The 21,244-nt window shown below is 51.6% G+C and carries 18 protein-coding genes; 10 read left to right on the top strand and 8 right to left on the bottom strand.

The window, feature by feature from the left end:
• Positions 1 to 36: 36 nt before the first annotated feature.
• On the bottom strand, positions 37 to 798 hold the full coding sequence (fliP, locus tag PsWM33_RS16175; RefSeq protein ID WP_082827034.1) for a flagellar type III secretion system pore protein FliP: 762 nt from the start codon (positions 796 to 798) through the stop codon (positions 37 to 39).
• Between the two features lie 10 nt (positions 799 to 808).
• The gene (locus PsWM33_RS16170; protein WP_063300900.1) at positions 809 to 2,263 is read right to left on the bottom strand and encodes a flagellar biosynthetic protein FliO; all 1,455 of its coding nucleotides are present in this window, start codon (positions 2,261 to 2,263) and stop codon (positions 809 to 811) included.
• A gap of 445 nt (positions 2,264 to 2,708) precedes the next feature.
• Here PsWM33_RS16170 and flgB point away from each other — a divergent pair, with 445 nt between their 5' ends.
• The 7 genes from flgB to cckA all read left to right on the top strand — a co-directional run bounded on the left by flgB (position 2,709) and on the right by cckA (position 8,814).
• The gene (flgB, locus tag PsWM33_RS16165) at positions 2,709 to 3,116 is read left to right on the top strand and encodes a flagellar basal body rod protein FlgB (protein WP_082827033.1); all 408 of its coding nucleotides are present in this window, start codon (positions 2,709 to 2,711) and stop codon (positions 3,114 to 3,116) included.
• A 39-nt stretch (positions 3,117 to 3,155) separates the two neighbouring features.
• On the top strand, positions 3,156 to 3,581 hold the full coding sequence (gene flgC / locus PsWM33_RS16160; RefSeq protein ID WP_057462615.1) for a flagellar basal body rod protein FlgC: 426 nt from the start codon (positions 3,156 to 3,158) through the stop codon (positions 3,579 to 3,581).
• Positions 3,582 to 3,616: 35 nt separating this feature from the next.
• Positions 3,617 to 3,925 carry a flagellar hook-basal body complex protein FliE gene (locus tag PsWM33_RS16155; RefSeq protein ID WP_208860463.1) on the top strand — a complete coding sequence of 103 codons (309 nt, stop codon included), beginning with the start codon at positions 3,617 to 3,619 and terminating at the stop codon, positions 3,923 to 3,925.
• A 57-nt stretch (positions 3,926 to 3,982) separates the two neighbouring features.
• Positions 3,983 to 4,249, top strand: coding sequence for a flagellar biosynthesis protein FliQ (gene fliQ, locus PsWM33_RS16150; RefSeq protein WP_057462613.1), 267 nt, complete (start codon positions 3,983 to 3,985; stop codon positions 4,247 to 4,249).
• A 43-nt stretch (positions 4,250 to 4,292) separates the two neighbouring features.
• Positions 4,293 to 5,066, top strand: coding sequence for a flagellar biosynthetic protein FliR (gene fliR / locus PsWM33_RS16145; protein WP_063289596.1), 774 nt, complete (start codon positions 4,293 to 4,295; stop codon positions 5,064 to 5,066).
• An 11-nt stretch (positions 5,067 to 5,077) separates the two neighbouring features.
• Entirely contained in the window at positions 5,078 to 6,154 is a 1,077-nt protein-coding gene (flhB, locus tag PsWM33_RS16140; protein ID WP_063300899.1) for a flagellar biosynthesis protein FlhB, read from the top strand.
• A 95-nt stretch (positions 6,155 to 6,249) separates the two neighbouring features.
• Positions 6,250 to 8,814, top strand: coding sequence for a cell cycle histidine kinase CckA (gene cckA, locus PsWM33_RS16135; protein WP_063300898.1), 2,565 nt, complete (start codon positions 6,250 to 6,252; stop codon positions 8,812 to 8,814).
• Between the two features lie 71 nt (positions 8,815 to 8,885).
• Here cckA and PsWM33_RS16130 read toward each other — a convergent pair whose 3' ends face one another.
• The 3 genes from PsWM33_RS16130 to PsWM33_RS16120 all read right to left on the bottom strand — a co-directional run bounded on the left by PsWM33_RS16130 (position 8,886) and on the right by PsWM33_RS16120 (position 11,618).
• Positions 8,886 to 9,353 carry a hypothetical protein gene (locus PsWM33_RS16130; protein WP_063301110.1) on the bottom strand — a complete coding sequence of 156 codons (468 nt, stop codon included), beginning with the start codon at positions 9,351 to 9,353 and terminating at the stop codon, positions 8,886 to 8,888.
• A gap of 394 nt (positions 9,354 to 9,747) precedes the next feature.
• On the bottom strand, positions 9,748 to 10,662 hold the full coding sequence (locus tag PsWM33_RS16125) for a pseudouridine-5'-phosphate glycosidase (RefSeq protein WP_063300897.1): 915 nt from the start codon (positions 10,660 to 10,662) through the stop codon (positions 9,748 to 9,750).
• Between the two features lie 32 nt (positions 10,663 to 10,694).
• A complete protein-coding gene (locus PsWM33_RS16120) occupies positions 10,695 to 11,618 on the bottom strand; it encodes a carbohydrate kinase family protein (RefSeq protein ID WP_063300896.1) in 924 nt (307 codons plus the stop codon).
• Between the two features lie 301 nt (positions 11,619 to 11,919).
• On the opposite strand from PsWM33_RS16120, the gene recA reads away from it, so the two are divergent.
• The 3 genes from recA to PsWM33_RS16105 all read left to right on the top strand — a co-directional run bounded on the left by recA (position 11,920) and on the right by PsWM33_RS16105 (position 17,199).
• Positions 11,920 to 12,984: a recombinase RecA gene (gene recA / locus PsWM33_RS16115; protein WP_063298041.1), complete on the top strand. Its 1,065-nt coding sequence runs from the start codon at positions 11,920 to 11,922 to the stop codon at positions 12,982 to 12,984.
• 190 nt (positions 12,985 to 13,174) lie between these two features.
• Positions 13,175 to 15,835, top strand: a complete 2,661-nt coding sequence (gene alaS / locus PsWM33_RS16110) for an alanine--tRNA ligase (RefSeq protein ID WP_063300895.1) — start codon at positions 13,175 to 13,177, stop codon at positions 15,833 to 15,835.
• Positions 15,836 to 16,023: 188 nt separating this feature from the next.
• Complete coding sequence (locus PsWM33_RS16105; protein ID WP_063300894.1) at positions 16,024 to 17,199, top strand: cyclic nucleotide-gated ion channel; 1,176 nt, start codon at positions 16,024 to 16,026, stop codon at positions 17,197 to 17,199.
• Here the strand turns inward: PsWM33_RS16105 and PsWM33_RS16100 are convergent.
• The 3 genes from PsWM33_RS16100 to PsWM33_RS16090 all read right to left on the bottom strand — a co-directional run bounded on the left by PsWM33_RS16100 (position 17,189) and on the right by PsWM33_RS16090 (position 20,905).
• Positions 17,189 to 18,169: a glycerophosphodiester phosphodiesterase family protein gene (locus PsWM33_RS16100; RefSeq protein ID WP_063300893.1), complete on the bottom strand. Its 981-nt coding sequence runs from the start codon at positions 18,167 to 18,169 to the stop codon at positions 17,189 to 17,191. The two genes, PsWM33_RS16105 and PsWM33_RS16100, sit on opposite strands and share 11 nt — an antisense overlap.
• Before the next feature lie 212 nt (positions 18,170 to 18,381).
• Positions 18,382 to 19,503, bottom strand: coding sequence for a hypothetical protein (locus tag PsWM33_RS16095; protein WP_063300892.1), 1,122 nt, complete (start codon positions 19,501 to 19,503; stop codon positions 18,382 to 18,384).
• A 184-nt stretch (positions 19,504 to 19,687) separates the two neighbouring features.
• Positions 19,688 to 20,905: an NADP-dependent isocitrate dehydrogenase gene (locus PsWM33_RS16090; RefSeq protein WP_063298038.1), complete on the bottom strand. Its 1,218-nt coding sequence runs from the start codon at positions 20,903 to 20,905 to the stop codon at positions 19,688 to 19,690.
• Positions 20,906 to 21,244 lie beyond the last annotated feature (339 nt).

Here is a 21,244-nt window from a genome sequence, read left to right as displayed (position 1 = left end):
TGTTTTTGTTTGATGTCTGGCTGAACGGGGAAGTGGCTAACCGCCGAAACTTCGGACCAGACTGCCTGCGATCAGTTGCCAGCCGTCTACGAGCACAAAGAAGATGAGCTTGAATGGCAGCGAGATCACGATTGGTGGCAGCATCATCATACCCATGGACATCAGGACTGATGCAATCACGAGATCGATGATGAGGAACGGCAGGTAGAGCAGGAAGCCGATTTCAAAGGCGCGGCGCAACTCGCTGATCATGAAGGCTGGCACCAGAACGCGCAGGCTCAGCTCTTCAGGAGTTTCCGGGGCAGGGGTCTTTGCGAGTTCCTGAAAGAGCAGGAGATCAGTTTCGCGTACTTGTTGACGCATGAACTCGTGAAAGGGTTCGGATGCCCGGTTGAATGCTTCTTGCGGGTCGATGGTGCCTTCAATCATGGGCTTTGCGCCGAGATCCCATGCAGTTTCAAAGGCTGGGGCCATGACGAAGGCTGTCAGGAACATGGCAAGGGATAACATGACCGCGTTTGGTGGTGCAGTCTGAAGCCCGATTGCAGAGCGGAGCAGTGAAAGAACCACAACGATACGCGTGAAGCTTGTCACCATGATCAGGATGCTCGGCGCCAGTGAGAGCACTGTGAGCAGCATAACCAGCTGAACAGCACGCTCTGTAACCGAGTTGCCTTCTCCGCCTCTAAAATCAATTGAAATGCTTTGAGCAGCAGCAGGACCGAACCAGAAAAGCAAGAGAGCGAAACCCAAAAGCCCCAATCGGCCTTTGTTTTCGCTCAGCTTTGCTTTCACCATTCCTGCTAAATTATTTTGTGTTGGCCTCAATGTCATCTAGCAGGTCTGCCATTTCCTTTGCGATGCCATCTACAGCTTCGCTGGGATCATCTTTAGGTGATGTTTTCTCTGCTTTTTTAGGAGCAGCTTCGGAAGCTACCGGCTTTTCTGCCTTCTCTTCCTGCTTTACTGTTTTCTCAGCTTCAGGTGCCTTTTCCTGCTTAGCTGGCTTCTTGGCTTTTGCTTTGCTGGCGGCTTTTTCCTTTGCCTTGGCTGGCTCGGGCTGCTGCTCTGCGGCAGGTGTTGGCGTTGCCTCTGCTTTTTCAGCTGGAATAGCTGCTGGTGCTGCGTCAGCTTTTGTCTCTTCTGGCTTCAGCGCAGGCTTTTCAGCAGCAGCTTCAGCTTTTGCGACAGGCTTTTCGGCTGCCGCCTCAGGTTTTGGCGTGTCTTTCTTCTCTTCCTGCACTTTGGCCGGCGTCTCAGTTACCCGAGGGCGCATGAAAGCACTTGCTGCGTTTGCTGCCGGACCATTCAAAGGCGGTTTCATTGCCGCTTTTGGAATAGGCTTGGATGCTGCCGGTGCTTCTGGCTGTGGCGCTTCCGGTTTTGGTGCAGGCTTTTCTGCAGTTTTCTCTGGTACTGGCGCAATCGGCTCTGCTTGCTTCGGGGCTGGGCTTGGCTGTGACGGGCTGAGTGAGCGTGGTGAGGCCGGACGCGCTGGAGACGGCCGTGCTGTGATTGGCCGTGCTGCTACTTTTTGAACACCTCGTGCGCCGCCAATGGTTGGCGTCTGCAAAGCAGCTGGTCTGCCTGCTGGCGCAGCTGTCGGTGCTGGGGCAGTTGGTCTTACTGGTCGCGCAGATGTCATGTGCCCTGTTGCTGCAGCTTGTGGGATTGGTGCTGCCTGAGGCACTGCAACAACTTTTTCTTTGATTGCTGCTGGCGCCGGGGCAGGTGCTGTCGCTACAGGTTGTACAGGTGCCTTTACTTCAGGCTGCTGCTTTGGAGCAGGGCGACTTGCAGGTGCAGGTTTGACCTCTGCCGTTACTGGTGCGGTGTCTTCACCCCAGTTCAGGCGTGCTGTTGGTTCTTCTGAAGAGGGCGTTTGTTCTGGTGTTGCCGGTGTGGTGCCGACTTGCCCATTGCCTGTAAACATCTGTCCGCGAGGCGGGGCCGAGACCGGCATGCCACGAATGATGCCTTGCTCAACAACAACGTCGTTGGCGCCCCCAATCATGATGAGGTGCTCAACATTGTCTCGGCGGACAAGCAGTAATCTGCGCCGCGCATCGATATCGGTCGCATCCATGATTGCAAGACGAGGTTGGCGACTTCGCGACCCCTTGTAACTGGTTCTTGCTAAGCGCTTCAAAAGCGGAATGCAGACCGCGATGAGAACCGCGATAATCAACATCGCCAGTACGACAGCAAGAAGCTGTGCGCTTCCCTGCGACATACCAGTGGTTTGGGCCAGCCAATCAGGCATGAATGTTCCTCAACTCGTATTCAGCATTCAGCGGACTGCTCTTTTGATAAAACAGCCCGGAATTGGGGTACGAATCCCCGCATTAACTCATGCGCGCATTTGTAACCTATAGTTTATGTAGAATGAACAGTTCACAGGGATGAAGTTGGCGGCGTTACCCGAGTTTTTACGCGAAAATCACGAAATTGCACTTTTGGACGGGTGAATTTTGCTGGCTCGGCAAAATATTCCACTTCTCAGGCCACAATTCTTAATAGGTGCTAAAGCCTATGATTCTTTTCAGAGCTCTGATGCGCTCGGAATTTCGGTAGTGCTCTGCTTTTTAAGGATTCTTCGGTGCGTAAATATTAATAGAACCTTAATGTTAACTTTTTGTTAACCATTGCCTAGGCACTTTCTACCTAGTTTAATATACCAAATCTGTTCTCATAGGTTGTGCTGTCAGATGGCCTTAACTGATCTTCCGATGTTTCAGGCGTTGCGCCAAAAGATGCAATGGCACCAACAACGTCAGGGTGTACTGGCTGAAAATGTTGCCAATGCAGATACGCCTGGTTACCGCAGCAAGGACCTGAAGGATCTGAGCTTTGGTGACATGGTCCAGGCCGAGGCTGGATCTGGTGCGTTGCGCCCTGTAGCGACAAATGCCGGGCACATTACAAGTGGCGGGATCAGCGCTGGTGTCGGGACGAAAGTAAGCAAGGCTTCCAGCTTTGAAAGAACTCCAGACGGCAACAGTGTGGTTCTTGAAGAGCAGATGATGAAGATCGCCGAGAACCAGATTGACTATCAGACAGCAACAAGCCTTTATACGCGTAGCCTTGGCATGTTCAAGACCGCGCTGAGACGATGAGTGAGAGCAGTTGCCTTGGTGTGATGAGCACTGAGGTTAATGTGGGAGGAACCCATGGATTTTATTAAGTCGATGTTTATCGCAGCGTCCGGGCTGAAGGCTCAGACAGGTCGCATGCGGGTGATCGCAGAAAACATTGCCAACGCTGATTCCACCGGCCAGACACCGGGTGAAGATCCATATCGTCGCAAGGTTCCCACGTTCACAAACAGCTTTGACAGCAAGGTGGAAGCTGAGCTGGTGAAGCTTGGCAAGGTGCGTGAAGACCAGAGCGAGTTCAAGCTTCGATATGAGCCGGACCATCCGGCGGCCAATGACAAAGGCTACGTGAAGATGCCGAATGTGAGTACGCTGGTTGAGATGGCGGATATGCAGGAAGCGACCCGCTCTTATGAAGCGAACCTGAATGTGGTGAAGTCTTCACGTTCCATGATGCAGAAAACACTCGATATTCTTAGAGGTTGATGACCGGTTGGCTGACACCGGAAGGAGATACAATCATGTCTAATGCTTCTATTGCTGCAAGTGCTTATGCAAACACAGCAAAACTGAGCAATCCACTTGAAGCTGCCAGTGAGAGCGGTGACAAAAGCGGTGCTTTTGGCAATATGGTGCAGTCTGCGATCAGCGAGATCAATGAGGGTGGTCAGGTTGCTGACGTGCAGTCCCTTAACCTGTTGCAGGGCAAAGCCAATGTGGTGGATGTGGTGACAGCGGTTGCCGAGACTGAGCTTGCTCTGGAGACCGTCGTTTCGGTTCGTGATCGCGTTATTTCTGCGTATGAAGAAATTATGCGGATGCCAATCTAACAGCTTGGCTATATGTGTCGGTGCCAAGATGATGAGCGAGAGGGTGGTTAAAGCAGGATGAGCGGAGCAGAAGTGCTGGATATTGCCAGCGAGGGCATATGGACGCTTATTCTGGTGTCGTCTCCTGTGATGCTTATCGGGCTTCTGGTTGGTGTGATTGTGGCGCTGTTTCAGGCGCTGACACAAATTCAGGAGCAGACGCTGGTGTTTGTTCCTAAGATCCTGAGTATTTTTATTGCGTTGCTCGTGACACTTCCTTTCATGGGGGAGTTGATGAATTCTTTTACAAACCGCATTGCCGGGTTGATTATCTCCGGATATTGAGCGAGATACAGCGCAGGGCGGCGCGCATTCTGGGGGCAAATTTGTGACGGTCAATCTGGATTTTCTACCGGTGATCGTTATGGGTTTCCTGCTGATGTTTGCGCGTATCGGCACAATGTTTATGCTCGTGCCTGCCTTTGGCGAATCCTTCATTCCAGTCCGTGTCCGTTTGACCATCGCGCTTTTGATGACTTACGTGCTGGCCCCCATCAATGCTGATCTTTATCCGCCAGATGCCATGAGCAGTCTGCCGCGCCTGCTGGGTTTGCTGGGTGGGGAGCTTTTGGTGGGGTTCTTTATCGGTCTGTCGATGAAGCTGATTTCCTACGCCCTTTCTACTGCTGGTACGATCATGGCCAACCAATCCGGCCTTGCTTTTGCGATGGGCGGTGATGCAACGAACTCTGGTCAGCAGGGCGCGTTGATGGGCAACTTCCTGAATGTGCTTGGCATCTGCATGGTGTTTGTGACTAACCTGCATTACGTGATGATTGCTGCCATGCAAGACAGTTTCACGCTGTTCCCTCCAGGTAATCCGCTGCCGGTTGGCGACCTCTCAGCACAGGCGATTGCGACGGTGTCGCACATGTTTTCTGTCGCCCTTCGCATGGGTGCCCCGTTCATCGTAGTCGGGATCGTGTTTTACTTCAGTCTGGGCCTGTTGAACAAGCTGATGCCACAGATGCAGATCTTCTTCATCGCCATGCCGGTCAATATTCTGATCGGGTTTGGTATCTTCTTGCTGCTGCTTTCAACCCTGATGGGTTTCTACCTGACAGAGTTCCGAAATGCGCTTCAGCCGTTCCTACTGAATTAACGAGGGATGTAATGGCTGACGATACCGACGATTCGGAGAAAACCGAGGACCCCACCCAAAAACGGCTCGATGATGCATTCGAGAAAGGGGACATACCGAAATCGCAGGAAGTGAGTGCCTGGTTCTCGTTGTTGGGGACTGCTTTGGTGATTTCTTTCCTTGCTCCTGCGATGGTTGGGGGCATTTCTACAATTTTAAAGGGCTTTTTTGCCCATGCAGACACGATTGCTGTTGATCCGAGCGCTCTTGTTTTCCTTTTAGAAATAACTGGGCCCGAAATACTTGGTGTGGTGGCACTGCCGTTGCTCACACTTCTGGTGCTTGCCGTTGTTGGCAATGTGGTTCAACACAAACCACTTTGGACAGCTGAACGGTTGAAGCCAAAGTTGAACAAGATCTCGCCGCTTTCAGGAATGAAGAGGTTGTTCTCTAAAGACAGCCTTGCGAACTTTCTGAAAGGGCTCGTGAAGATCATTGCGGTTGCTGTGGTTGTCTTTCTGGTGCTGTGGCCGGAAAGAGACCGTCTGGATACAGTGGTGTTCAGAGAAACGGGCCTTGTGCTGGAGGAGGTCCGCGAACTTGCTATTATGGTGATTGGAGCAATTCTTGCGCTTATGACTGTTGTTGCTGGGGCTGATTTGGTGTGGCAACGGAAAAAATGGTTCGAAAAGCAAAAGATGACCCAGCAGGAAGTGAAAGAGGAATACAAGCAATCTGAGGGTGATCCCAAGATTAAAGCCAAAATTCGAGAGTTGCGCCTTCAGCGTTCACGCAACAGAATGATGGCAAGTGTGCCGGATGCGACGGTTGTTATTACAAACCCGACCCACTACGCGGTTGCCCTGAGTTATGAAGAGGGCATGGGAGCACCGCAATGTGTTGCGCTTGGGGTGGATGAACTGGCGCTCCGCATACGAGAGGTTGCGAAAGAATCTGATGTGCCGATCGTGGAGAACCCACCACTGGCACGTGCGTTGTATGCAACGATAGAATTGAATGATTATGTGCCTGAGGAGCACTACGCCGCGGTTGCTAAGGTGATTGGTTATGTCATGCAACTGCGTAAAAAGAAGAGCTGGCGGTCTTAACGGCATTTACGTGTCGGAGTGTCGGCTTTGGAGCGGACTATTCTCATGGCGCGATGGAGTCAAATCGTCTGCGGGGCAGCCGTAGAGAGGGTAAGATGACGAAGACCGAAGCGCGGCGACCTGAGCCGGTGATAGACAGGACAGACAAGGGCGGCAGCCTTGGGGCCTTGATGCTGCTTGCATTAGGCCTTGTCGCAGCGACAGCCGCCTTTGCGTTGATGCGCAAAGAACAGGCAGAGCCCTATATTCTCGGGCTTCTGGGTGTTCTGGCTGTTGTCGGGGTGTTTTCTCTCTTTGCTATGGCAATCGGGCTTTTGCGGTTTATCTCCAAAACTCATCGCAATCCGCTTGCTGAATCCTTCATGAACTCGCTGGATGATGGCGTACTTCTCGCTGATCACAATGGCCGTATCATTTACGCCAACCAGTCCTATGCTGAGTTGACGGGGGCCCGTGGACCTGCGGATGTGCGCACGGTGGAGCGGGTGTTTTCGTCAGACCCGGATGCTGCTGATGCCATTTTCCGACTGTCGCAAGCGGTGCGGAGCGGGCGATATGCAACAGAAGAGGTGCGGCTGCCGAACGCGGTTGGTGAAATTGCCAGCGGCGCGCGCTGGTATCGCATCAGCGTAAGGCCGCTGGATCAGGACGCTGCGGTTGGCGTTGAAAGCGGCATAACCATTTGGCAGGTCTCTGATATCACTCGTGACCGAACCGAACAGGAAAACTCCTTCCAAGAGCTGCAACGAGTTATCAATTTCCTCGATCATGCACCCTGTGGGTTCTTCTCTTCGGACAGCACTGGTAAGCTGGTTTATCTGAATGCGACACTTGCTGACTGGCTTGGCTATGATCTGACCCAATTCATCTCCGGCGAACTGTCTTTGAAAGACATCGTGCGCGGAGAAGGGGCGGCTCTTGTTGAGGCACTGCTGGGCTCTGAGGGTGAAGTTAAGACCGAGAGCTTTGATATTGATCTGGTGACCCGCAATGGCACCGGTCTGCCTGTGCGCCTTGTGCACCGTGTTCCGTTTGGAGCTGATGGGCTTGCTGGTGACAGTCGTACGCTTGTGATCAATCGCTCTGCGGGCAATGATGATGAGGAAGCGCTGCGAGCTGCCGAGGTTCGCTTTTCACGTTTCTTCAACAATACGCCTGTTGCGATTGCCTCTATCGACAAGAATGGCCTTGTGGAGCGCACCAATGGCCCGTTCATGCGCTTGTTTGAGCAGGGTGAAGGCCTTGGCAAGGATGTGAAGCTCACCGAGTTCGTCGTTGAAACCGATCGTGTTGCTCTGCAAAGCGCGCTAGAGGAAGCTGCGCTGGGCAAGAGCGAGATTGCGCCGCTTGATGTCTCGCTTAAAGGGAATGGTGATCCGCGCTCCGCGACCTTCTACGTTTCTGCAGTGCAGGACAGTCAGGCCGGTGAAGATGCTGCGGTGATCTATGTTCTGGAAACCACCCAGCAGCGTGCGCTTGAAGCTCAGTTTGCCCAGAGCCAGAAGATGCAGGCGATCGGTCAGCTGGCTGGTGGTGTTGCGCATGATTTCAATAACGTTCTGACTGCTATTATCGGGTTCTCTGATCTGCTGCTGGCAAGTCACCGTCCAACGGATCCGGCGTTCCAGGACATCATGAACATCAAGCAGAATGCGAACAGGGCCGCTGGTCTTGTGCGTCAGCTGCTTGCGTTCTCTCGCCGTCAGACCTTGCGTCCGCAGGAGCTGGCACTTGCGGATGTGCTTGCTGATGTTTCTATTCTTCTGGATCGTCTGCTTGGTGAGAAGATTGAGCTGAAGCTGGTACATGGCCGCGAGTTGTGGCCTGTGATGGCGGATGTGAACCAGCTTGAGCAGGTGATCGTCAACCTTGCTGTGAATGCCCGTGATGCGATGGAAGGTGGCGGCGAGGTCTCCATTCGTACGCTCAACGTTGAAGAAGCTGTTTCCAAAACCTATGAAAACACGCGCGGTATGCCAGCGGGTGAGTATGTGCTGATCGAAGTTGCTGATAACGGCCACGGCATGTCTCAGGACGTGATGGACAAGATCTTTGAGCCGTTCTTCTCGACCAAAGATGTTGGCAAGGGAACGGGGCTTGGGCTTTCAACTGTTTATGGCATTGTGAAGCAGACTGGCGGCTATGTGTTCTGCACCAGTGAAGTTGGCGTGGGAACGACATTCCGCATCTTCCTGCCACGTCACATCTCCACCGAGAAGGAAGAGGTTGTTGAGGTTAAGCCGGAACAGGAAGTAACAGAGGCTGACCTGACTGGTTCTGCAACCATTCTTCTTGTTGAGGATGAAGAGGCAGTGCGAGCCTTTGCTGCGCGCGCATTAGGTGGCCGCGGCTATGAGGTTTATGAAGCAGGGTCCGGCACTGAAGCATTGGAAGTGATGGAAGAAACAGGCGGGGCGATTGACCTTGTGGTTTCTGACGTGGTGATGCCGGAAATGGATGGGCCAAGCCTGCTTATTGAGCTGCGCAAGACGCGTCCTGACCTGAAGATCATCTTTATCTCTGGCTATGCCGAGGATGCGTTTGAGAAGAACTTGCCTGCTGAGGAGAATTTCACCTTCTTGCCGAAGCCGTTCACACTCAAGCAGCTTGCAACAACCGTGAAAGAAACTCTGGAAGCCAAGACGCAAGAACGCGCCTAGTTTCTTACTCTTTAATGCAAAAGGCCGGAGAGCTGTGAAGCTTTCCGGCCTTTTTTTTGAATTCTGGATGCTTAGCAGCCCGCAGATGATTCCGCATTGGACTTCAATCGTTGAAGACTCTGCATGGAACCCGGATTTCCTGGAAGTTGGAAAGACTGTTCTTGCGGGGTGTAGATGTTGTTGACCAGTGCAAGGTCCTGAACAACATTTGTGCGGCACTGTGCGCCAGAGAAGCGCACACGAATACGATATGCGCGCTCACCGGAGTCAGAGGCGCCGAACTCGTTATCCAAAACAGCGTTTTCGCCGCGCACGTAGCTTTCCATCACCACCATGTTTGGTTCATTCTGCTGCACGATGGTGCCGCGTGCGCTTGCGCTGTCTACCAGTGTATTGCGAACAGTTTCAGGTGATGCGTTGATCTGGATGGTTTGAGAATCTGCGTCTGCACGAATGGCAGGCTGGCCGCTGCGATTGGATGGGCCGCTTTGGCAAGCTGCGAGAGCTGCTGTTAATCCGATAAAAATAAGTTTCTTCATAGCGTAAATCCTGCGGGTGACAAAAACAGAAGCAGCTGCCGCCAACCGCGAAATTCTGTTTGGCGTGATTTCAATGGAGCCACCCAATAAATGGGACCGGCCTTTCTCGCATATGCCCGCCTGATGGCGTTTTGATGAGCACTCTATGACCACAAGATGCAGATGCGCCAATAGAAACACAGAGATGTAAAGTTCTATAGCTTTAGAACACCTAAAATAATCGGGACCGAAAAACAACGGAATCTTTCGATCAAAGAGATGTGAACGTCTCTGCATGATTTGAGTTGATTGAAAGTGTCGGGGTGAGCAGAAGAAACAACGCAGGTTGCGCATAAAAAAATCCGGGCTGGATTGACCGGCCCGGATTTGTATTTCTGTTTGGTTTAAAAGCTGCTTATGCAGTCAAACCACAGGCAATTTTTGTTGCAAGCTTTGCGTTGTTTTTAACCAGCGCAATGTTGGTTGCAAGGCTGCGGCCCTTGGTACGCTCGAAAATGTCTTGCAGCACGAACGGTGTTACTTCCTTGCCGGTGACGTTCTGTTCTTCAGCTGCCTGAATGGATGCATCAATGAACACCTGCATTTCGTCAGATGGAATTTCGTCTTCTACAGGTACCGGGTTGGTGACCAGCATGCCGCCGTGATCGCCAAATGTTTCGCGGAACTTGATCAGTTTGGAGATGTCGGAAGCATCGTCCAGGCTGTAAGGCGCTTTGATTTTTGAATCGCGAGACCAGAAGGCTGGTACGTTTTCACAATTGAAACCAATGACCGGAACGCCGCGTGTTTCCAGAACTTCCAGTGTCTTTGGAATGTCGAGCAGGGCTTTTGCGCCTGCGGAAACAACACAAACAGGAGTGCGGGACAACTCATCCAGGTCAGCTGAGATATCGAAGCTGATTTCCGCGCCCTTGTGGACACCGCCGATGCCGCCGGTTGCGAATACGCGGATGCCAGCTGCGTGTGCTGCCATCATGGTTGCGGCTACGGTTGTGGAACCGTTTTTACCCAGCGCCATCGCGAAGGACAGATCTGCGCGGGAGCACTTCATGACGTCTTTGGCGTTTGCCAGTTCTTCCAGAGTGCTGTCTTCCAGACCTACGTGAAGCTCGCCATTCAACACTGCGATTGTTGCAGGGACTGCGCCACCGTCACGGATGATCTGTTCTACTTCGCGGGCAGTCTCAACGTTTTGCGGGTACGGCATACCATGGGTAATGATGGTGGACTCCAGCGCAACAATAGGGGCGCCATTGCTCAGAGCATCTGCAACTTCTTTTGAATGATGGATTTTAATTGAACTTCCCATGGTTTTCCCAGTCTTTCGTATGTTGTTGGTGCTTAGGCATGTTCTAATAAACGAGCTTTAAGCGATTGGGGTGAAAGCGTTTCTGGCGCGGCGCCAGTCGCTTCCACTGTAATTGATGCAGAAGCAAGGCCGCTTTTTACTGCTGAAACCGGGGCTTCATTGAGGCAGCTTGCATAAAGAAAGCCTGCAATGAAGGCATCACCTGCGCCGGTGACATCCACGGGAACAACAGAAAATGGAGTGTGCGAGCTTGTGCTGCCTGCACAGTGAAGAGCCAGTGGCTTGTTGGAATTGCTGACCAGAACAATTGGAATGCCCGCAGTTGCCAGCTTTTGAGCTAGTTCTTCTGCTGAGAATTCTCCTGGTTCGCACTCCAAAAGAGCTGTGGCTTCATCTGTGTTGGTAAAAAGAATGTCGATTTTTGAGAGGAGGGGACGCAGTTTGGGCGCCTTCGCAATTGAGACGGTGTCTGCTGCGAGAAGGCGATGCTCCTTGGCATTGGCAAGTGAGAGAAGCGTTGCTTCTTCCAGATTGGTTTCACAGAGCCAGATGTCGCAGTCCAGCAGAGCCTGTGGGATTGGATGGGCTTGTGAGAAACTCACCATCGCTGTGATTTCACTATCCGAAATAGCGGAGAATAACGTACCGTCCGGATTGTGAAGTGCCAGATAGGATCCGGTTCTCCCTTCTGCGACAGTGGTGATACTGGAAGTATCAATCCCGCATTCTGTCAGACTTTTTGCGAGGAATGCTCCATCTGCATCGTCCCCCAGACATCCATGCATTGTTGGTTGCATGCCTAGCCGGGCCATTGCACGTGCAATGTTTGCTCCAACACCTCCAGCACGGGACATAATTTTCCCGGGTGTTGAGGTGTCCGGCTTGAATGGTCGATCTGCATGGGCAATCCTGTCCAGATGGATTGCTCCGATTACTCCGACCTTTTTAGTGGACATAACCAATTCTCCTCCCGACATCGAAAGACAGTTGATATGCAATGTGGTTGGCCAAAGCAAGCTACGAGCAAATACAGACTGTGGGTGATGTATCAAAAGTGCATTTTGCTGTTTGATTCCAGATGCGTTCCTCCAAACGGGTGTCGGGAAAAGTTATCTACATGTTGAACAATAGGAGAACATATTGAAATTAATCCATTTTTATTAGTTAGTTATCAGGTATTGCGGAGTTGGAACAAAATGAGTACAAATAACTGACTTTGAAACTACGCGTCCATCGTGGAATAAGGGATGAGAACGTATGGCACAAACTTCACTTCGCCTTGTTGAGGGCAATCAGATGGACAAGAATAAAGCACTGGATGCAGCGCTTTCCCAAATTGAACGAGCCTTTGGTAAAGGCTCCATTATGCGCATGGGCCAGGGGCAGGCCGTAGAAATCCAGAGCGTTTCGACTGGTTCTCTCAGTCTTGATATCGGCCTTGGAATCGGCGGGCTCCCAAAAGGGCGTATCGTTGAGATCTATGGACCTGAAAGCTCCGGTAAAACCACGCTGGCTTTGCACACAGTTGCCTGTGCGCAGCAAGGAGGCGGGATTTGCGCCTTTATTGATGCTGAACATGCGCTGGATCCGATTTATGCACGCAAGCTTGGTGTGAATATTGATGACCTGCTCATCTCTCAGCCGGATGCTGGTGAACAGGCGCTTGAGATCGCCGATACGCTGGTTCGCTCGGGTGCGATTGATGTGCTGGTGATCGATTCCGTTGCTGCGCTGACGCCAAAAGCAGAACTTGAAGGTGAGATGGGCGATTCGCTCCCTGGCCTGCAGGCTCGTTTGATGAGCCAAGCGCTGCGCAAGCTGACCGCTTCCATTTCCAAATCCAATACCATGGTGATCTTCATCAACCAGATTCGCATGAAGATCGGTGTGATGTTTGGTTCGCCTGAGACGACAACTGGTGGTAACGCGCTCAAGTTCTATGCTTCTGTGCGTTTGGATATCCGCCGTATCGGTGCGATTAAAGATCGTGACGAGATTGTTGGTAACCAGACCCGCGTGAAAGTGGTGAAGAATAAGCTGGCGCCTCCATTCAAGCAGGTTGAGTTTGACATCATCTACGGCGAAGGCATCTCCAAAATGGGGGAATTGCTGGATCTTGGTGTGAAAGGCGGCATTGTTGAGAAGTCAGGTGCGTGGTTCTCTTACAACAGCCAGCGGCTGGGGCAGGGGCGAGAGAACTCGAAAACCTTCCTGAAAGAGAATCCTGAACTGGCGGATGAGATTGAACTTGCTATCCGACAGAATGCAGGTTTGATTGCTGAAAAGATTGATGATCCGGAAAAAGCTGCGGAAAACCAATAGAGTTTAGAGGGGCTGGATTTATCCAGCCTCTTTTTTTGTAGGGTTTTATGGACAGATTTGCTGCATATGGCTAAAACGCGGCAGATACTAATTTTTTGTTGCATCGTTTTTGATGCGCATACCCTGCAATTTGGCGGCTGTGATTGTTGAAGTAGCTGCCCACTAGAAAACGAGACGGACATCAATACCTATGAGTGGCGTCAACGAAATTCGGTCGGCTTTTCTCGACTACTTTGCAAAGAACGGACACGAAGTTGTTCCTTCCAGTCCACTGGTGCCACGCAATGATCCGACATTGATGTTTACAAATGCGGGTATGGTGCCATTCAAGAACGTATTCACCGGTTTGGAAAAACGGGATTACGTGCGTGCAACATCTTCGCAAAAATGTGTCCGCGCTGGCGGTAAGCACAACGATCTGGACAATGTTGGCTACACTGCGCGCCATCACACCTTCTTTGAAATGCTGGGCAACTTTTCCTTTGGAGATTACTTCAAGGAAAACGCTATTGAGCTGGCATGGAATCTGATCACCAAAGAATACGGGCTGCCGGCTGACAAGCTGTTGATCACCGTTTATTCCGAGGATGAAGAAGCATTCAAGATCTGGAAGAAGTTGACTGGCTTTGCTGATGAGAAAATCATCCGCATCCCAACTTCAGACAACTTCTGGGCCATGGGTGATACCGGTCCTTGTGGCCCATGCTCCGAGATCTTCTACGATCACGGCGAACATATCTGGGGTGGCCCTCCAGGATCTCCTGAGGAAGATGGTGATCGCTTTATCGAGATTTGGAATCTCGTGTTCATGCAGTACGAGCAGCTGCCAGAAAAGCGTATCGATCTGCCGCGTCCATCCATCGATACTGGCATGGGTCTTGAGCGTTTTGCTGCGATTATGCAGGGCGTACATAACAACTACGAGATCGATCTCTTCAAGGCTCTGATTGCGAGCTCTGAGCATCTCACCGGTGTTGAAGCTGTTGGCAAAGCACAGGCGAGCCACCGAGTGATTGCAGATCACTTGCGGTCCATGGCCTTCCTGATTGCTGACGGTGTTCTGCCTTCCAATGAAGGTCGTGGTTACGTTCTGCGCCGCATCATGCGCCGTGCGATGCGCCATGCAAACCTTTTGGGTGCGCAAGAGCCGGTTATCTTCAATATGCTGCCGACACTTGTGCGTGAAATGGGGCAGGCGTTCCCTGAGCTTCCACGTGCTGAAAAGCTTATTGAAGAGACTGTTCAGCTGGAAGAAAAGCGTTTCATCAAAACTCTTGAGCGCGGTCTTGGCCTGCTGGAAGATGCAACCAGTTCTCTGGGTTCTGGTGATCAGCTTGATGGTGAAACAGCGTTTAAGCTTTATGACACCTTCGGCTTCCCGCTCGATCTGACACAGGATGCATTGCGTAGCCGTGAGATTGCGGTTGATACCGATGGGTTCAATACTGCTATGGAGCGCCAGCGTGCTGAAGCGCGTGCGGCGTGGTCAGGTTCCGGCGATGCTGCAACCGATGCGATCTGGTTCTCCATTAAGGAGAAAGCAGGCGCGACTGAGTTCCTCGGTTATGAGACTGAGAAGGCAGAAGGCGTTGTTTTGAACCTTGTGAAGGATGGTGAAGAAGTTACTTCTCTGAAGCAGGGTGAAGAAGGGTCTTTGATCCTTAACCAGACGCCGTTTTATGGCGAATCCGGTGGTCAGGTTGGCGACTGTGGTACCATGGTTGCAGATGGTGTTTCCCTTGCTGTCACCAACACGCAGAAGAAAGCTGACGGTCTGTTCGTCCATTTTGTTCGTGTTGAGAGCGGTGAAGTTAAGGTGGACGATGCGCTTGAGTTGGTTGTTGACCATTCTCGCCGCAGTGCTATTCGTTCCAACCACTCCGCAACGCACCTGGTTCACGAAGCATTGCGTGAAGTGCTTGGTACTCACGTTGCTCAGAAGGGCTCTTTGGTTACGCCAGAACGTCTGCGTTTTGACTTTTCGCATCCAAAGCCTGTCAGCGCTGAAGAAACGGTACGGGTTGAGGCTCTGGCCAACGAGATCTTGCTGCAAAACGGTGCAGTTGAGACTTCTTTGATGGAAGTTGATGAGGCGATCGAAGCTGGCGCGATGGCTCTGTTCGGTGAGAAGTATGGCGATGAAGTCCGTGTGGTTTCCATGGGTACGGCGACTACTGGCGAGAAAGCCGGAAAGTCTTACTCTGTGGAACTTTGCGGTGGTACGCATGTGAAGCGCACTGGTGACATCGGTCTTGTGACTGTTGTTTCTGAAGGTGCTGTTGCTGCTGGTGTTCGCCGTATTGAAGCACTTACTGGTGATGAAGCACGTAAGTATCTGGCTGAGCAGGATGCGCTGATGCGTGAGAGTGCTGGTTTGCTTAAGGTTGCTGCAGCTGACGTTCCTGCTCGTATTGCAAGCTTGCTGGATGAGCGCAAGAAGCTTGAGCGTGAACTGACGGATGCGAAGAAGAAACTTGCGATGGGCGGTGGCAGCTCCGATGGGGATGCCGGTGTTACTGAAGCGGGTAAGTTCAAGCTTATGGCTCGTGTTCTTGAAGGCATCAATCCGAAGGATCTCAAGTCTGTTGCCGATGAAGGCAAGACTGCGATTGGTTCCGGTGTTGTTGTGCTGATCAGCAAAGCGGAAGATGGAAAAGCTGCGATCGTTGTTGGCTCGACTAAGGATGTGAGTGAGACAGCCAGTGCGGTTGAGCTTGTTCGCATTGGTTCTGCTGCTCTTGGTGGTCGTGGTGGCGGTGGCCGTCCGGACATGGCGCAGGCTGGTGGCCCGGATGCAAGCAAGGCTGATGAGGCGATTGCTGCGATTAAGGCTCACCTTGAAACGCTTTAATACCGAACCAAAGATCTAAGAGTTGCAAAGGGGGATTTAATCTCCCCTTTATTTTTTGCCAGTTACTTTCGCTGGGTGCCTCTTTTTGCGGTTTGCGTGGGCCTGTAAAATGGTGAAGGGAGGTTCATTGCTGTTGGGATTGCTTTATCTGTTTCTTCAAGTGCCCGAGAACTTTATTGGGGGCGTTGGTGGTACACTCCATCAAGTTGAAAGTTTATAATTTGCTGGAGCGCAGCAGTGCCGGTAACCGGCTTGCCAAGCAGATTGATGCGATTCTCATCATTTTTATTGTTGTGAATGTGGGACTTGCTGTCCTTGAGACGGAGCCGAGCATCGGAGAGGTGTATGTCTGGCAGATCTTTTTGCTGGATTTCATTGCTGGCTCAATCTTTGCCGTTGAATATTTATTGCGGCTTTGGGTTTCAGACCTGCATCCTCCTTTGAGGAAATATGGTCCGCTCAAAGCACGTGCTGTTTATGCGATGCAGCCGCTCTCGCTGGTTGATTTTGTGGCTGTGCTGCCCTTCTGGCTTTCATTGTTTTTTGCCAGCATCAGTTGGAAGTCGCTTGTTATTCTGCGTTTGTTGCGGTTCTTGAAGATTGCGCGGTATTCGCCTGCTGTTCGTTCTTTGATTTCTGCTGTGGTTGCTGAGCAGAGGGCGATTGTGGGCAGTCTAGTGCTGATTCTGGGTGTTGCTCTTGTAGCCGCTACGCTGCTTTACAGTGTTGAACACGCTGTCCAGCCAGAGCATTTCGGCACCATTCCAAGTGCATTGTGGTGGGCGTTTTCTACACTCACTACGGTGGGTTATGGCGATGTTGTGCCTGTCACTGCCGTGGGCAAAACCATTGCAAGTGTTGTGATGTTGATGGGGTACTGCCTGTTTGCGCTGCCGGTTGGCATTGTTGGCACCGCGTTTGCGCGTGAGATCCATAGCAGAGACTTTGTTATCACCTGGGGAATGGTGGCCACTATTCCGTTGTTTGAGCGCTTGTCTGCAGTTGAGATCGCCGCTGTGACTGAGCTTTTACATTCGCACAGTGTGCCTGCCGGGCAGACCATTTGCGAGAAAGGGGAGGATGGAGACAGCCTTTACCTGATTGCGTCTGGTGAAGTGGAAGAAGTGTTTGCTGATCATCGTATATTGCATGGTGAGGGGGAGCACTTTGGTGAGGCATCGTTGTTTGCTCATCGCAAGCGAACGGCCAGCGCTGTAGTGCGGACACCGGTGCAGCTTATGGTGCTCAAGATGGAAGACCTGCGCCGCTTCATGGATCGCAAACCGGCTGTTGCCAAGAAGATCATTGATGAAGCTATTGATGAGCGCAAGAGCCATCATACGGATGTGGAGTTTACATCTTAGTCTTGCCCTGGATGTAAGGTGCTAGCACTTCGATCTTGTTGGTCCAGATGTAGCCATCAAAATTATCAGGCACTGCAGCAAGCTGTTCGGTTGTATCTATGCCGCCACCTGCACCCTGTGATTTGAATGGGCCCGATGCGATGATTTCGCTGCCATATTCCTTGAGCCTTTGTTGGAATTTATGTGGCCAGCCCCACACAGCCCATGTGTAATTTGAGGGGACACCAATGACGGTGCCTCTGCAATCATGTGGAACGTATCCACTCCAGCCGAGAGCGACGTAAGTTTTTAAGCAGGCTTTGGTTTGGCGTTTGTCGAAGCCTACGATTTCCTCGGTGCTATCTGCAATGCTCCAGGTGGGGGCGGCAGCTCCATAGACTCCCCAGATTTGCTTTTTCCATTCCGGATGTCTGCTGAGTTTCTCTTGAAGGAGTTCTGCCGAGCGTAGTTCTTTCTCCTTGAAATTGATCAGGAACTTCTTGCCGGGGAGGGCGCGGAACACCTCCTCAAGTTCTGGTAAGGCACCTATGCCGGTTCCCCTCAATGGATAGGTTTTTCCGCCATCTGCGGTGTAGCCATAGCCGATGTCCAGTGCTTTGAGCTTTGCAAGTGAATGAGATCTGGTGATGCCTAGGCCATTGGTGCGGCAGTCCAGTGTCCAATCATGAAAGACGGCGAGTTTGTTGTCTGCAGTCGGGTGTACATCCAGCTCCACAATATCTGCGCCAGCTTCGAACGCGGCTTTCATAGAGGCAATTGTGTTTTCCAGATAGGAATGAGAAGGCGCGTCAATGCGTTCTGCGGTGCAAGTCTGATTGGTCAGCTCGTTGCGATGATAGGTTTGGTGGACCCCGCGATGAGCAATGAACCTAGGTTTGCCGGATAAGGGTTGGCTTGAAAGCCATGAGGCGTTGTAGAGGTAGACCCCGGCAAAGGCGAGGAGGAGCAGCAGGACAATCTTTTTAAACATAAGAGGCGCCGGGTTGGAAACAGAGACCGTCCGCCTAGGTTGAAAGCCTAATGTGTTCTCACTTAGGCGTTGTTTTGGCGTACTCAAGATTTCGGCATCGAGGTGCCGGTGAAGCCCTTGGGAAATTGCGATAATCAGGCAGATGCATGTTGAAATCTGATTGGTCTGTTCGTCAGGGAGCGTCAGAGCAGCTGTTCCGCTCCCTGTTAGCCTTATTTTCCTGAAGCGCAGCTTAGGGTCACTTGCTTATCCGCGGGGGAGTAGAAGTAATTGCAATGCTCAAAAAACAGCTGGCCGCTGTTAAATAGCATCGGACTAACATCCTTGTGCCCTAAGGACCATCTGGCTGAGTGGCCGAGAGCCTGATTGCTCCCATAGCTTAGTGCCACCAGAGGCTCTTTGCTTTGCTCATTTACGTAAAGCTGCATCTCATAGTCTGACGTCTCAATCGGTCCGCTGTTAGGGCTGGCAGTACAACACGGGGGCGTGTTTTCAGCTACTGAGACTATGCCATATGAAATACCTGTATCCGGGAGAACGCGGGCTGGTTGGGGACCGGTTGGCGGATAAACGATCTCGCCGTTGGACTTGCTTGTGATTGCAAAGGGGAGGACAGGTGCCACCAAAGCCGTTGGATTTGTTGGTGACGTAGATAGTGGAAGCGTGAGTGTTTTGCCCAGATTGGGGAGTGGGTTTTGAGGGGATGCCAGATAGACATCAAGACTGCTGCTGTTTGAGTGCGTGCTTGTGAGGGCGTAATTCTGGTTCTCAAAAGAGACGCCATTGTCGTCGACCAGGTTAAGAAATGGATTTGCGGGAGTGGCTTGATCTGCATCCACCTGGGAAATGCCATGAGGACTGTCAAAACCAACACCCATCATGAAAACCTTAGGGTTGAGATTGCAAGTGGGTGCGGGGGACTTTGAGCAGGTGGGCTTGTTCTTACTATTTGGGCAGTGCTGTACGGCGGCAAAGACCGGAAAGTTTTTGAGGTGTTTTGTAGGGACCTTGCCGGGCGTTCCAAACGAGAGATCGCGATTGATTATGTATCCAGCATAGGTGTTCCCTGAGCTGGAGTAGGACAGGGTGGTGCAGGTGGAACTTACCTGCTCTTCAGCTGTGGGAATAAAAAAGCCTGCAGAGCCAACGATGCCGGTTGATCCTGTATCCATCACAAAGATCGAGCTCTTTTTTTCACCAGACGAGACTGTAGTTTGTATTTCCAGCTGGAAGTATGGGCCAATTTTCTTGGCGGTTATGGCGTCATTATCCTGAGCTTGTGCAAAGTTTGCCAATCCCGCGCCGAGCAGGAACAGTAAGAGTTGTGGTTTCATCGTCTGGATCCTTTTTGATTACGGTAGGGCCGTATTCGTGAAGGATGCATTGTTCGGGGCTCCCTTGATTTAAATGGAGTACTGGAATTTCAATCGGTTTGGCTGACTGGCCTGCGCAATTGTTTCGCCCACAAAAAAGGGTGCCCGGAGGCACCCTTTTCATAAATCAGCGCTTTGGCAGTACTTATGCAGCAGCCATAGCTTTCTGAAGGTTTTCGTCGACTTTGTCGAGGAAGCCAGTTGTGGTGAGCCACTTCTGTTCTGGACCTACGAGAAGAGCCAGATCTTTGGTCATGTGACCGCTTTCAACTGTATCGATACATACCTGCTCAAGAGTTTCAGCAAACTTCTTCAGCTCAGCGTTGTTGTCGAGTTTTGCGCGGTGAGCCAGGCCACGGGTCCATGCAAAGATAGATGCGATGGAGTTTGTGGAAGTGTCTTCACCTTTTTCATGCTGACGGAAGTGACGGGTCACTGTGCCGTGTGCAGCTTCTGCTTCAACGGTTTTGCCGTCTGGTGACATGAGAACGGAAGTCATCAGGCCAAGGGAACCGAAGCCCTGTGCAACGGTGTCGGACTGAACGTCGCCGTCGTAGTTCTTACAAGCCCAAACGTAACCACCGGACCACTTCATGGATGCAGCAACCATGTCATCGATGAGACGGTGCTCGTACCAGATTTTTTCTGCTTCGTACTTCTCTTTGAACTCAGCGTCATAGATTTCCTGGAAGATGTCTTTGAAGCGACCATCGTATACTTTGAGGATGGTGTTCTTGGTGGACAGGTAGCAAGGTACCTTACGGCCAAGAGCATAGTTCATGGAAGCACGGGCGAAGTCGCGGATGGAATCATCCAGGTTGTACATCGCCATTGCGATACCTGCTGAAGGAGCATCGAATACTTCGTGCTCAATCTCAGCGCCGTCGTCACCAACGAATTTGATGGACAGCTTACCTTTGCCAGGGAATTTAAAGTCGGTCGCGCGGTACTGATCACCATATGCGTGACGGCCAACGATGATTGGCTGAGTCCAACCTGGAACCAGACGCGGAACGTTGGACATGATGATTGGCTCACGGAAGATAACGCCACCCAGGATGTTACGGATGGTGCCGTTTGGAGAGCGGTACATGCGCTTCAGGTCAAATTCTTCAACGCGTGCTTCATCTGGAGTGATGGTTGCACACTTAACGCCAACGCCGTGTTCTTTGATTGCGTTTGCAGCATCAACGGTGATCTGATCGTCTGTTGCGTCGCGGGACTCAATGCCGAGGTCGTAGTACTTCAGATCGATGTCCAGATAAGGATGGATCAGCTTGTCCTTGATGAACTGCCAAATGATGCGAGTCATCTCATCGCCGTCGAGCTCGACGACTGGATTTGCTACCTTGATCTTCGCCATATTAGTAGACCTCGTGTTTTTAGGTACATGAAAATGGAGCCTGAAGTGGCTCGAATTGCCATGTGTATACACATGTGCGCAATTTAATGCCAGTGGAAATGCTAGCTCGGTTGGCCTGTAATACCAAATTCGTATGCCGCACAGAAGTGGTGTTTGCTAACAAACTGCAATTTCAACTGTATTTGCTCTCATGCGTGGTGTGAGTTGCTGCCCATAATCTTGTCAGACCTTTCTCCTTTTCGAGTGGATTGTCGATCATTCTGCTTAGGGCGCAAAAACTGATTACTCCGCAATCCCAAGATGTTATCCACTATGAGTTGCAATTGTGCAGTTTGTTCT

It is taken from the genome of Pseudovibrio sp. WM33 (assembly GCF_001623165.1).
In the GTDB taxonomy this organism is placed as follows: Bacteria; Pseudomonadota; Alphaproteobacteria; order Rhizobiales; family Stappiaceae; genus Pseudovibrio.
This window is presented reverse-complemented; position numbering and strand designations above follow the sequence as displayed.